At 53.0% G+C, this 12,565-nt stretch carries 10 protein-coding genes; 1 reads left to right on the forward strand and 9 read right to left on the reverse strand.

Going from position 1 to position 12,565, the window contains the following annotated elements; all coding sequences use genetic code 11:
- Positions 1 to 10: 10 nt before the first annotated feature.
- The 8 genes from wcaE to HVX64_RS14770 are packed head-to-tail and all read right to left on the reverse strand — an operon-like array spanning position 11 to position 8,321.
- Positions 11 to 757, reverse strand: a complete 747-nt coding sequence (gene wcaE / locus HVX64_RS14735; protein ID WP_043000185.1) for a colanic acid biosynthesis glycosyltransferase WcaE — start codon at positions 755 to 757, stop codon at positions 11 to 13.
- A gap of 13 nt (positions 758 to 770) precedes the next feature.
- On the reverse strand, positions 771 to 1,991 hold the full coding sequence (gene wcaD / locus HVX64_RS14740; RefSeq protein WP_043000184.1) for a colanic acid polymerase WcaD: 1,221 nt from the start codon (positions 1,989 to 1,991) through the stop codon (positions 771 to 773).
- Positions 1,966 to 3,183: a colanic acid biosynthesis glycosyltransferase WcaC gene (gene wcaC / locus HVX64_RS14745; protein ID WP_044258700.1), complete on the reverse strand. Its 1,218-nt coding sequence runs from the start codon at positions 3,181 to 3,183 to the stop codon at positions 1,966 to 1,968. The genes wcaD and wcaC overlap by 26 nt, the downstream gene beginning before the upstream one ends.
- Positions 3,180 to 3,668, reverse strand: a complete 489-nt coding sequence (wcaB, locus tag HVX64_RS14750) for a colanic acid biosynthesis acetyltransferase WcaB (protein WP_043000182.1) — start codon at positions 3,666 to 3,668, stop codon at positions 3,180 to 3,182. The genes wcaC and wcaB overlap by 4 nt, the downstream gene beginning before the upstream one ends.
- Before the next feature lie 2 nt (positions 3,669 to 3,670).
- Positions 3,671 to 4,513 (reverse strand): colanic acid biosynthesis glycosyltransferase WcaA, encoded by an 843-nt coding sequence (wcaA, locus tag HVX64_RS14755; protein WP_044258698.1) that lies wholly within the window; start codon positions 4,511 to 4,513, stop codon positions 3,671 to 3,673.
- A gap of 57 nt (positions 4,514 to 4,570) precedes the next feature.
- On the reverse strand, positions 4,571 to 6,733 hold the full coding sequence (wzc, locus tag HVX64_RS14760; protein WP_043000180.1) for a tyrosine-protein kinase Wzc: 2,163 nt from the start codon (positions 6,731 to 6,733) through the stop codon (positions 4,571 to 4,573).
- A complete protein-coding gene (gene wzb / locus HVX64_RS14765; RefSeq protein ID WP_043000179.1) occupies positions 6,733 to 7,179 on the reverse strand; it encodes a low molecular weight protein-tyrosine-phosphatase Wzb in 447 nt (148 codons plus the stop codon). The genes wzc and wzb overlap by 1 nt, the downstream gene beginning before the upstream one ends.
- A gap of 5 nt (positions 7,180 to 7,184) precedes the next feature.
- Complete coding sequence (locus tag HVX64_RS14770) at positions 7,185 to 8,321, reverse strand: polysaccharide export protein (protein ID WP_043000178.1); 1,137 nt, start codon at positions 8,319 to 8,321, stop codon at positions 7,185 to 7,187.
- A 676-nt stretch (positions 8,322 to 8,997) separates the two neighbouring features.
- On the opposite strand from HVX64_RS14770, the gene HVX64_RS14775 reads away from it, so the two are divergent.
- Entirely contained in the window at positions 8,998 to 10,581 is a 1,584-nt protein-coding gene (locus HVX64_RS14775; RefSeq protein WP_043000176.1) for a TerC family protein, read from the forward strand.
- A 110-nt stretch (positions 10,582 to 10,691) separates the two neighbouring features.
- On the opposite strand, the gene asmA is transcribed toward HVX64_RS14775, so the two are convergent.
- Complete coding sequence (asmA, locus tag HVX64_RS14780) at positions 10,692 to 12,545, reverse strand: outer membrane assembly protein AsmA (RefSeq protein ID WP_181825041.1); 1,854 nt, start codon at positions 12,543 to 12,545, stop codon at positions 10,692 to 10,694.
- Between the last annotated feature and the right edge of the window lie 20 nt (positions 12,546 to 12,565).

The following is a 12,565-nucleotide window of genomic DNA, read 5'->3' on the forward strand; positions in this document are numbered from 1 at the left end:
TCCTTATATTTCAGGCTTTGTTATATAAGGCTTTCGTTTTACCTGTCGTACGTAAGCGTAATAGCTTCGATAATTCAGCCCAAAAACCCGGCACGCGTAATATCTGACGCTGCACTTTTTTGGCGTCTTCGCATAATTCCAGATTATTCGTCGTTGACACACCGCCCATTGAAAATTCAGAGACCAGACCGTCCAGTTTTTTAAAGTCATAACCTTCTTTATACAATCTGGCGGCCAGCGCATAATCCGATGACACTTTATATTGCAGGTCGTAGTGCCAGACTTTTAGTCCCGCCAGCGGGAAAAAGATTGCCTGATGGCTGGCCGGCAGGCTGTGATAGATATACCAACCGGGTTTCGCGCTACGCTTCGTTTTATGACCATCGCCAAAATCGAGCAGCGCATCACCGGTAATCATCACGTCATCTTTTTGTGTCTGTAACTGACGTACAACGTGGGCGACATCCGGATGAAAGATATCGCCGGAGTTAAGGAACAGCGCGAACTTGCCACGCGCCATTTCAATGCCCTTGTTCATCGCATCATAGATGCCGTTATCCGGTTCGCTGACAAAACGTAAGTGGTAGTTACCGCAGAGGTTTTCCAGAAATTCTTGCGTACCGTCATTTGAACCGCCGTCCACCACGATCCACTCAAAGCGGATGTCGGTCGCCTTCGCCAGATGCGCCAGCGACGCATGGGTTTTGACGATGCCGTCCAGATTGCGAAACGCGACGGTGATAATACTGAGCAGCATAGAATTAACCTCATCATACTTTTGTCATATTCAGCGCCTTGCGCAAAATAAACGGACAAACGATTAAAAATGCATATTCCGGGCTAAATATTGAACCGGTAAAAAACAGTGACACCGGTGTAAAAAGATAAAGTTGCACCCGAAAATTCCGATTATCGCCAAATGCATTTAACGTCATTTTTAAGATTTTCCACATGTACCACAGCGTCATTAACACCGCGAACCAGGAAAAATAAATAATCAGCAGATACAAACCATTGTCTATTGTTTTCCCGACATCTGCACCGTTAAAGATTCCGAATGATGCGACATATTCATAAAGTGAGCCAAATCTGACGACGCCATCGATATGGGTTAAAGAATAACCGACCATCACTAACGGACCGACAATACGATAATAAGAAGACGACCCTTCCGTTCCTAAATCTCCAAGACGTGTGGAGATATAAGGAAATGCAAATATCACCCCTACTAAAAACACGGCTAATGAGATTATCGCCAGCGGCAGTTTTTTCTTTATCGCATCCTTATTCAGATACTGGAACGCCCATTCCAGCAGGTAAAACAGGATAAATGTCATTACCCCTGAAAACGATCCTGATAATATTATCCCTGCCAGAATCATAGCATCGGTTTTAGGCGTTTTGATACCAAACTGTTTGATGCTGAGCCAAATTGAGATTAAGGCCAGAGCAAAAAATGCCGGTTCGAAATAGAGTGCGGTGGTTCGCTTGCCGCCAAATTTAATAAAATTCAACACATAGCTATTGCTGTAAATAAGGTACTTCGAAATGCTTTCCATCAGGCTACTGCCGCCGGTCAGGATAATTTGCGCCATTTCCGCCGCCGCCAGCACCACCACCAACGCCACTACCAGATAGAAAAAGCGCAGGATCTTACGGTAGTTATGCGGCGAGATGGTTTTGAAGCGAATGCTCCAGACCATACCGATAATGATCACGATATAGACAAACAGCATCGTCGAGGTGACGTATTTGCTGGCGTCCAGCGACTGACCGAACAGATAGTTAAACGCCGTCAGCCCTGCACCAATCCCTAATGCAATCATCAGCTTCTTAATGCTGATTCGTTCAACGTACAGCAGCAATAAAACGGGTAAAAAAGTGACAATAGTGATGGGGAAGCTTTCGCCCAGTTGGGCAATTTTGACGTTGACCAGCAGGTAGATCAGCGGCAGCAGCAGATAGCTACAGATTCTGATAGAACGAGACATATTCCTCCAGCATCTGTTGACCACTGTACGCCGCACGACTGCGCTCGCGGAAGGCGCTGAGCGAGGTACCAAAAACCGTCTGCGCGATGTCAGTTTTGTTCATCTGCACCAGTGACAGCACCTCTTCAGCGGCAAACGTTTTTCCGCCCGCCTTGCGCAGCACTTCCTGCGCCGCGTCGCTGTGGGTGGCGATCACCGGCACGCCGATTGATAACGCTTCACATAAAATCAGTGGATAGTTGTCCACGCGGGAGCTGAACACCAGCGCGTCCATCTGGTTGAGCGCGCTCATCAGTTTGCGTTTGTCGGTTTCGAAGCCGTGATTCACCACGTTTGCCCCGTCAAACGGCGAGAATTTGCCAAAGGTATGCAGTTCAACCTTATCGCCCAGCGCTATCATGTCGCGCACCAGACGCTGATTGGTTTTTCCGTCATAGCGCAGGTCATGAGCCACAATCGCAATTTTCGGTTTCCCCGGGGTCTCATTGACCGGAGACAATTCTGCCAGAATCGCTTCGGTCGCCACATCGATCCCATTATTGATAATGCGGCAGCGCCCCGCGCCGTACAGGCTGTTAAACGCATCGGCAACGTGTTGGCTTGGAGAGATAAACTGGCAACCCAGCGTCAGCATCTGGCGGAACAGTTGGCGTTTTCCGTCGACCAGGTTATGCGCGCGGTCAACGTTCACCGGCGGATAATTACTCAGCGTCGGGCATTTCTGGCAGCCGGTTTTCCACCCCTCGCAGCCGTCGGTAAAGGCGCAGCGCCCGGTCACACTCCAGTGATCGTGCAGTGTCCAGACCAGCGTGACGTCCGGCTTGTGGTTTTTCACCTTTTCGCAGAACGCTACCACGTCAGCCAGATTCAACCAGTAGCTGTGCAGAACGTGAAAATGCAGCACCAGCGGGCCTGACGTGCGGGTCACGGTACGATAGAGATTGTTCAGATTGCCAAACAGATCGCGATTGAACAGGCGAAACAGGGCGATATTCGCCACCGAGGTCAGACGCGGCGTCTGTTTGATGACATGAGGATAGTGGCTATGGCTGACGCTCTTTTTCCCGCCCTTGCCGTAGCCGTAAATAAATTGCGAAGTCAGCCCTTTTTGCAGTGCGCGCTGATGCAGATCTAATGCCACTCCAGCCGCACCACCTTCCGCCAGTCGCACATTAAATTGCACAATATTCATTTAATTACCTTCACCCGGGCCTTCTCGCCCACCACCAGCGCATTGTCCGGGATGCTGTCGAGCACCACGCTGCCTGCGCCAATCGTCACGTTATTTCCGATGCGGATGTCACCCAGCACGATCACGTTGGCACCCAGTTCGACGCCGTTGCCTATCACCGGACAGGCCAGGCTGTCAGCACCACGATTGCCGATAGTGACGCCATGACGAACCGTGAAATCGTCACCGGCCACCACGTTTTTGTTAATCACCACGGCGTAACCATGATGAATGGTGAAGCGTCGTCCGATGGTGGCCGCCGCCTGGATTTCATAGCCGAACAGGCATTCGGTTATCAGCCGATACAGCACCAGCACCGGCGCGGCCCACAGATTGTTCAGCACGTTTTTTTTGCGCCAGACGGAGCAGAAATGAGCAACCCGGTAGGCCAGCACCATGCAGCACGGGCGCAGGCTCCAGCTGTTCGCACGGATATCTTCCAGCATGCTTAACGTCCTCGCAGCCCGTCAGCCAGACGCTTGCCGTTGCGCAGTGAAAACAGCGTCAGCAACGTGCGCCAGGTCATGCGCTTATTGCGGATCTGGTAGAGCGTAAACAGCTGATATTTCTTACTGGCGCGGTCAAATTTATCTTTATGCTTGCGGTAAAAATGGAAGTAGCCAGAGAATTTCTTCGGCGACGAGGTGATCTGCATTTCGCCATGATTAACGTGCAGGATCTGCGTCGCCTCCTCCACCTTCCACGGTTCGCCATACTCCACCACCATCCGCAGAAAGATGTCGTAATCCTGCGCGGCTTTCAGTTCGGTATCGAACAGGCACTCTTTAAACCGCCACGCCCAGGTAAAGACCTGATTGCCAATGATGTTGCGTTTATAGAACAGGTGGCGCGAGTAAGGGGATTTCGGATACAGCGGCAGGCTCGCCGGCTGCGAGTAAACTTCGCCTTCGCAGACATAATCGTTGGCGTACAAAAAAGCGTGAGTCACCAGTTGATGTTTATGGGCAAGGAACACGCTCAAACGGTTTGGCGTCCACTCATCATCATCATCAATACCGGTGATGTAATGCCCTTGCGCCTGGACGATGGCCTGATTACGCACCGCGCAGGCGCCAGAGTTGATCTCATTATGGGTGTAACGTACGCGCGGGTCGTTTAATCCCTCAACAAACTGCTGTAGCTGTTCATAAGAGGAAGAGCAATCATCAACAATGATCATCTCCCAGTGGGGATAGTCCTGACGCAGCACCGATTTAATTGCCCGAATGGCGAGCTGCTGCCGGTTCCAGGTTGGCATATAAATGGAGATCAGCGGATTTTCTGTATTCATGCTCTTTTCCCAGGAAGTGATGCCGGAGGGCCCAACGTGTAGGCCACTCACGATTTTTTATTTTGTGTCGGACTTGTATTCGTACTCGTAGTACCCGTAATCCTGATACCCGGTGGCGCGCCGGAAGATGGAGTTGAGGATCACCCCTTTCACCTGAATGCCGTTTTGCTCAAAACGGCTCAGGCTGGTTTCCACCTCTTTCAGGGTATTGACGGCATAGCGAGCGACCATCAACGTCGTGCCTGCGTGACGTCCGACAATCGCGGCGTCGGTGACGGCCAGGATTGGCGGCGTATCGATCAGCACCAGGTCATAGTGGCTACTCGCCCAACGCAGCAGTTCAGCAAAGCGTTCGCTCATCAGCAGCTCAGACGGGTTTGGCGGTACCTGACCGCGCGGTACAAGGTCAAAATTAGGAATGGACGTCGGTTTCGCGCAGGAGGCGATATCCCCTTTGCCGACCAGAATCTCGGACAGACCGTTGACGTTATTGGTGCCGAGCAGTTCGTGGGTATAGCCTTTACGCATATCGCAGTCGATCAGCAGTACACGCTTGTTGGTCTGGCTGATCACCGCCGCAAGGTTGGCGCAGACAAAGGTCTTCCCGATAGACGGGCTAACCCCGGTGAGCATCAGGACATTGTTTTGTGCCTGCATCATGGCGAAGTGGAGGCTGGTGCGCAGGCTGCGCACGGCTTCAATCGCCAGATCGGTCGGGTTACCCACTGCCAGCAGTTGGCTCTGCTTGTAACGCTTAACACCCTTAATGGTCTTGACGCTATCCCGCGCTTTCTGCCATTCCGACAGCGGAATGCTGGCGTATACGCTGATGCCATTCTCTTCCAGCACCTGCGGGCTTTCGATACCGCGGTTGAGCAGTGAACGCAGCAGCACACCAACGATAGAGAGCATCAGGCCCAGAATGATGCTGCCGAGAATGATCAGCGCTTTCTTCGGCTTCAGCACGCCAGGCTGGGCAATGGCCGGGTCAACGATCCGCACGTCACCCACGGTGCTGGCCTCGGTGATCTTCAGCTCCTGCTGTTTGTTCAGCAATTGCATATAGACCTGCTGACCCGACTCAACGTCACGCGTCAGGCGCACAATCTCCTGCTGCGTTTTCGGCATCGCCGTCACGCGCCCGTTCAGTTTGGCTTTTTCATCTTCCAGCGCCTGACGTTTTTCCAGCAGCGTGCGGTACGCCGGGTGCGCTTTGGTGAAGAGTTTCGAGATTTCCGCTTCTTTAAAGGTCAGTTCGTTAAGCTGCGCATCAATGTTAACCATTGAGTCCAGCACGGCTTTCGCTTCCAGCGGCAAATCGACGGAGTCTTTATCCTGACGAAACGCATTGAGTTTATTCTCTGCCACGTCCAGATGCTGGCGCACTTCCGGCAGCTGTTTCGCCAGGAAGGCCAGGCTTTTCGCCGCCTCGGCAGATTTGCGCTCAACGTTCTGTTCCAGATAATTTCGGGTAATGCTGTTGAGAATGTCGCGGATCTGATCGCGGTCTTCGCCAGTAAAGCTCAGGCTGAGCACGCCGGTATCTTTGCCGTTTTCGACTACCGTCAGGTTGTTTTGCAGGTTATTGATCATCCCTAACGTGGAGAATTTGGTGACAGTAAATTCCGTGTCCGGTCGAGCATGAATTTCACTGACTACTATCGTGACGCCGTCTTTGCTCAGCGTCTGCCCGACCTGTCCGCGCGCGCTGAAGCCGCCGTCGCTGGTCAGTTGGTAGTCTTTGTCACTTAGCACTGTCAGGGTGAAGGTCTGCTCGTTCATCCCTTTCGGCAGGGTAAAGGTGGTGACTTTTGCCGATTCATTCTGTCGCCCCATCAGCCGTTCCCAGCCCGCGCCGAACAGCGGGAAGGTGTTTTTGGTGACCGAAATATCCAGATCCAGATCGTCCACCGTTTTGCCTAATACCAGACGCGACTGGATGAGCTGAATTTCCGCTTCCGAAGCCGGCGGCTTGTTGGATAACGCAGAGCCGATATCCTGCACCAGCGAGTTGCCGGTGTTTTGTTCAATCTGTACCAGCGCATCCGCACTGTAGATCGGCGTGGCGAAGAGTGTGTAAATCACCGCGCATAGCGCAAAGACCGCCGTAATGCCCAGCACCCACCAGCGCGCTTCAATAACGGTTCCCACCAGACGACCGATATCGATCTCATCATTGCCCGTTACCGGTGCGGCAGACTGTTTTACTTTTTCTGTCATTATTTTACCTGCTCTGCGTTCAATGCCTGCGCCCACTGGCGAGCAGACCGTTCAAGTAAGGCGTACACCGCTTCAAACGCCTCACGGCTTTTACGATACGGGTCGGGAATTTCGCGTTCATCGTCCCAGTGCCCGAAAAGCATGACCTTGCCACGCATCTCGGGCGCCAGTTCGTGCAGAGAGGCGATATGTCTTTTTTCCATCGCCAGGATCAGGTCATAGTCCCGGCACAGCCGCCCGGTGACCTGACGCGCGCAGTGTCCTTCCAGAGAAAGATCATGACTTGCCGCCACGCTCACCGCTGAAGCGTCAGCGCCTTTTCCCACCAGCGCGCCCAGACCGGCGGATTCCACCGTTATCTGCGGGTGATATTGTTTAAGCAAACGCTCTGCCGTCGGGGAACGGCAAATGTTCCCCACGCAAACCACTAATATTTTGTTAAACATGACGATTACCAGTTATGAAGGTCGCTGGCCGTATCCGTCATGTAACGGACACCGCTGATGGTCGGCAGCAACTGATTGATCAGACGGTTCCAGCGCGCGACCGGTGCGGTGGTGACATACACCACGTCATACGGCTGCAGACGGAATTCCGTCGCCATGACCAGAGAGGTCGCATCAGACATATCGAGCTGATAGATGTTGGCAATCTTGCCGCCAGGGCCTTTGCCTTTCAGCGGACGGATCACGAAGATGCCGCTGGCGTTGGAGGTGGTCAGATCGATGCCTTCGGCGTTACCCAGCGCTTCGGTCAGCGTCATGCCGCTGAAGTCCATTTTGAGGGTGCTCTGTTTTTTCACTTCACCCATCACGAACACTTTCAGGTCGTCATTGCGCGGCACATAGAGAATATCGCCGGGATAAAGCAGACGGTTCTGGCTGAGATCGCCGTTTTGCATCAGCGCCTGCAGTGAAATGCGTTGTTCTTTACCTTTGTGCGTCAGCACCACGTTGCGCCAGTCAGCCACTTCCGTCAGGCCGCCGGCGGCGTTAATGGCGTCCAGCACGGTCAACGGCACGTTGGTGATCGCCTGCTGCCCGGATTTATTCACCTGCCCGGAGATGTAGGCTTTTTGCGAACGGAAAGCGGCGATATTAACGTCCACCTGCGGGTCAGCAATGTACTTCGCTAAGCGCCCGGTAATATCACTACGGATTTCTGCCAGGGTTTTTCCGACCACGCTGACCTTGCCGATGTACGGGTAAAACATGGTGCCATCGGGCTGAACCCAGTTACCGGTATCGCTGGAGCTACGGTATTGGCCCGCAGGCGTAGTGAGTTCCGGGTGATCCCAGACGGTCACGCTCAGCACATCCCCTGCCCCGACACGGTACTCATAGCTGGCGAGCTCCTGGTCCAGCGACATATTCGGCTGGGCGACATTCGGGCGCGGGCGTAATTGTTCTACCAGTCGTGGCGTGAGTGGATACACGTTCACCATCCGGTCGAGATCAAAGTCAGCGTCTTGCTGTTTAATCACGTCTTTGCCCATCGTAGACATATTGCTGCCCGGAAGTACTGTGCAACCGCTTATCAAGGTTACCGACACCAATAATGGCATCAATTTCATTTTGGATTTCATCATTGATTATTTATCACTTTGGCAGAGTAATTATCCTGTGCAATTTAAATAGCGACTTCGCCGTACACATTTACATTGCAGTTAATTGAAAAGAAATTTAACTGGCATCAGTCCTAAAAAAATTGAATTCATCCGTAAGCTATTGACAGAATAATGCAGACTCGTCATCAGGCGTTCAGGCACGCTACCGCCCCTGGCTTTTTAGCTACCAATACACTGATTAGGTTATGTTTTTATAAGCCTTGTTATTTCACTGTTTGTCGTAACAGAGAAAATGTTAAGGCATTCTGAATGTCAGCCATTAATGAACCGGAACCCCACGTAATATATTTACTCGTCCATCATTAACGCTGGAAGAATTGTTACAGCTAACGTAATTGCAGGCAAGGTAACACGCCTGCTATTCTCTGTTTTTAAGATTAATATTAAGCGATATATTGGCCAGATTTTAGGAATTACTTGATGTTGACAGAATCTATTTCCTCTATTCACCCTGCGATATTTCCTAAATAGCTTTTTGCCATATTTAATTATTCCCGACAGAAACTTTATGGTTATTTTCAGCGCAATCAGCAAGGTGAATACATGAGAAATCCCCTCTCGCCATTGCATTTTCCGTCCGCTTTATCCATGATCGAATTGTGACAATTGTCATATAACGAAAGGTATTACATTTACTATGGAATGGATCGCCGATCCGTCAATCTGGGCCGGACTGGTCACGCTGGTCGTGATCGAATTAGTCCTCGGCATTGATAACTTAGTCTTTATTGCCATCCTCGCAGAGAAACTGCCGCCTGCGCAGCGCGACCGTGCGCGCGTGACCGGGCTTATCCTGGCAATGCTGATGCGTCTGCTGCTGCTAGCATCAATCTCGTGGCTGGTCACGCTGACCAAACCGCTGTTTAGCGTGCACGGTCTGAGCTTTAGCGCCCGCGATTTGATCATGTTGTTTGGGGGCTTCTTCCTGCTGTTTAAAGCCACAATGGAGCTGAACGAACGGCTCGAAGGGAAAGACAGCAACAACCCCACTCAGCGTAAAGGGGCGAAATTCTGGGGTGTGGTGGCGCAAATTGTGGTGCTGGATGCCATCTTCTCGCTCGACTCCGTGATCACCGCCGTCGGTATGGTGGATCACCTGGCGGTGATGATGGCGGCGGTGATTATTGCCATCAGCCTGATGCTACTGGCGAGTAAGTCGCTCACCCGCTTTGTGAACAGCCACCCGACCATTGTCATCCTCTGTCTCAGCTTCCTGCTGATGATCGGCTTCAGTCTGGTGGCGGAAGGCTTCGGCTTCCGGATTCCGAAAGGGTATCTGTACGCCGCCATTGGCTTCTCGGTGATGATCGAAGCGTTGAACCAGTTGGCTATCTTTAACCGTCGTCGTTTCCTGTCGGCCAATCACACCCTGCGCCAACGGACGACCGAGGCGGTAATGCGTCTGTTGAGCGGCCAGAAAGAAGAAGCCGAACTGGATGCGGAAACCGCCTCGCTGCTGGTTGACCATGACGACAGCCAGATTTTCAACCCGCAAGAGCGTCGAATGATTGAGCGCGTACTCAACCTCAATCAGCGCACGGTCAGCAGTATTATGACCTCGCGCCATGACATCGAGCATATCGACCTCACCGCGCCGGAAGAAGAGATTCGCTCGCTGCTGGAAAAAAACCAGCATACGCGCCTGGTGGTGACCGGTGGTCACGATGAGGAAGATCTGCTGGGCGTGGTGCACGTGATTGACCTGCTACAACAGTCGCTGCGCGGTGAACCTCTGAACCTGCGGGTATTGATTCGTCAGCCGCTGGTGTTCCCGGAAACGCTACCTCTGCTTCCGGCGCTGGAGCAGTTCCGCAATGCGCGGACACACTTTGCTTTTGTCGTCGATGAATTCGGCTCAGTGGAAGGGATCGTGACGCTCAGTGACGTCACGGAAACCATTGCCGGTAATCTGCCGAACGAGGCGGAAGAGATAGATGCCCGCCATGACATCCAGAAAAACCCGGACGGCTCATGGACCGTCAACGGCCACATGCCGCTGGAAGATCTGGTGCAATATGTCCCGCTGCCGCTTGATGAAAAACGGGAATATCACACCATTGCGGGTCTGCTGATGGAAGAATTGCAGCGCGTGCCGAAGCCGGGAGAAGAAGTCCAGGTGGGCGATTTCCTGCTCAAAACGTTGCAGGTGGAAAGCCATCGCGTACAGAAGGTTCAAATTATGCCTTTACGCAATGAGGATGAGATGGATTACGAGGTTTAATATAAAACAATGCCGGGTGACGAATGTGCCGCCCGGCATATGGCCATTATCCGTTTCCAGGCCGGATTAAGACGCGAAGCGTCGCCATCCGGTACACACGCCCTACCGAATCAGAGTTTATCCAGCAGTTTCTTCACATCTTTGCCGTTGCGGGAATCTTTATTTCGCTCCGCCCAGTCGTTCAGACGACGCTTCGCTTCATCCTGCATATGCTTACGCAGTAACTGATCCACCTGCAGATTGTAATTCAGCGCCTGCCAGTTACCGTAAACTCGCAGCGGAACCGGAGTCGCCTTCAGGAAATCGATCAGCTTGCTTTCGCCCTTCCAGCCATCCAGCACCCGCACGTTAAACTGCGTATCACAGGTTTGCCCGACCAGGTCGAGCGTCCCCTGCCCCGTCAGGGACAACATTGCGGACTCGCCTGCGATGTTATCCAGCGTCAGTTTACCGTGATCCTGCGTCAGGTCCGTGACAAAGCGGGCCAGACGCGTCGCGTTATCAACGCTTTGCATCGACTGTACATCGCCGCCGCTGCGTTCCACGGCCTGCTGAATCAACTGCTGGAAGTTCATGCCCTCCATCCGCGTGTCGCGCATGTCAACATGGGCTTTCCCCTGCCAGCTGTGACGGAATGACTGGGCATCGATATCCACACCGGAAAAATCTCCCGCCAGCGACATTTTGCCGGTCAGGGCAATCGGATAGTTGAATGCCTTGAGGATCGTACCGATTTCGACGTTGTCCAGACGCGGCTGGAATACCACTTGTGGCGTTTGCGCACGCGTATCCAGCGTCCCCGGCAACGATATCATCCCGCCATCGAGTTTGCCTTGCAGTTCGGCGATCGTCAGCACATCGGACTGATTCGTCATACGGCTACTGACGTCGGTAAAATTCATCCCACGCCATGTCACGTTATCCGCTTTCAGCGCGATATCGGCACTAAAGCCTTTCAGCCCCTGATAGGCGGGTTCATCCACACGACTTGAAATCACCGGACGCGCCAGCGGCGGCTGACTTCCCCCCTGCGCCACCGCGCCGTTGGCGCTGCTGGCATTTTCGGGCGGCGCTAACAGGTTATCCAGATTCAGGCGGGCAAATTGCAGGTTGACGAGCCATGCCGGTTGTTCCTTCAGCGTCACCTGCACGTTTCCGGTCAGGGCGCTGTCGTTCGCCGTCACATTGAGTTGGCTGAAGGTGAGCGTTTTCTTCTCTTCCTGCCACTGCGCCTGCAGTTGTCCCTGCCCCTGGATGCCCTGTTTCGGCAGATCGGCGCCCTGTAACTGCCAGCTTAACTGTTGAATACCCGCGGTGAAGTTATGCGGATAGTCGGAAGCGTCAACGGTACCGTTGAAAGCAAGGGTAAGGTCGCGCTGGTCGCGATTCACCCGGCCTGAAAATTCGAAGGTGCCGCGATGCTGTGCATCCTGCTCCATTTGCAAACGAATATCGCGAACGGTTACCTGTTCATCATCTTCATGCTGAAAGACCAGTACGCTGTCCGCTACACGCAGGCTGGCGACATCAAACGACCAACCGCGATCTTCAGCAACATCTGGCAAGGTGTTGTCTTTCGGGGCCACCGGGGCGTTTTCACGGCGTACCGCTTCCGTTTGCGGCGTTAGCTGAATCACTGCGCCTTTGAGCATCACCTGTTTGACACTGAGCTGATGGCTCAGCAGCGGCCACAGTGCGACATCCAGACGCATATTATCCGCACGAACCAGGGGTTCAGCGGCCCCTTCTGCCGTTAACACCATACGCCCGGAGAGGATGCTGAGTTGCGGCCAGACGTGCCAGCGCAGTGGGCCGTCCAGTTGCAGTTGATAACCGCTTCGCGCAGCCACCTGTTGCACCATATAAGCGCGGAAATCATTCGGATTGACTAACAATACTAACGCGGAGAAGCCGGCCACCAACACGACCAGCAAAATCATCAGCGTCGTCAGAAATCGTCTCATGCTATCCTCAATGGAGTAGA

The organism is Citrobacter sp. RHB20-C16 (assembly GCF_013890155.1).
Classification (GTDB): Bacteria; Pseudomonadota; Gammaproteobacteria; order Enterobacterales; family Enterobacteriaceae; genus Citrobacter_A; species Citrobacter_A amalonaticus.

Coding starts and splice junctions, on each gene's coding strand:
- wcaC (WP_044258700.1), bottom strand. CDS start 3,183: ATGAATATTGTGCAATTTAATGTGCGACTGGCGGAAGGTGGTGCGGCT.
- wcaA (WP_044258698.1), bottom strand. CDS start 4,513: ATGAATACAGAAAATCCGCTGATCTCCATTTATATGCCAACCTGGAAC.
- wcaD (WP_043000184.1), bottom strand. CDS start 1,991: ATGTCTCGTTCTATCAGAATCTGTAGCTATCTGCTGCTGCCGCTGATC.
- wzb (WP_043000179.1), bottom strand. CDS start 7,179: ATGTTTAACAAAATATTAGTGGTTTGCGTGGGGAACATTTGCCGTTCC.
- wcaE (WP_043000185.1), bottom strand. CDS start 757: ATGCTGCTCAGTATTATCACCGTCGCGTTTCGCAATCTGGACGGCATC.
- wzc (WP_043000180.1), bottom strand. CDS start 6,733: ATGACAGAAAAAGTAAAACAGTCTGCCGCACCGGTAACGGGCAATGAT.
- HVX64_RS14770 (WP_043000178.1), bottom strand. CDS start 8,321: ATGATGAAATCCAAAATGAAATTGATGCCATTATTGGTGTCGGTAACC.
- wcaB (WP_043000182.1), bottom strand. CDS start 3,668: ATGCTGGAAGATATCCGTGCGAACAGCTGGAGCCTGCGCCCGTGCTGC.
- HVX64_RS14775 (WP_043000176.1), top strand. CDS start 8,998: ATGGAATGGATCGCCGATCCGTCAATCTGGGCCGGACTGGTCACGCTG.
- asmA (WP_181825041.1), bottom strand. CDS start 12,545: ATGAGACGATTTCTGACGACGCTGATGATTTTGCTGGTCGTGTTGGTG.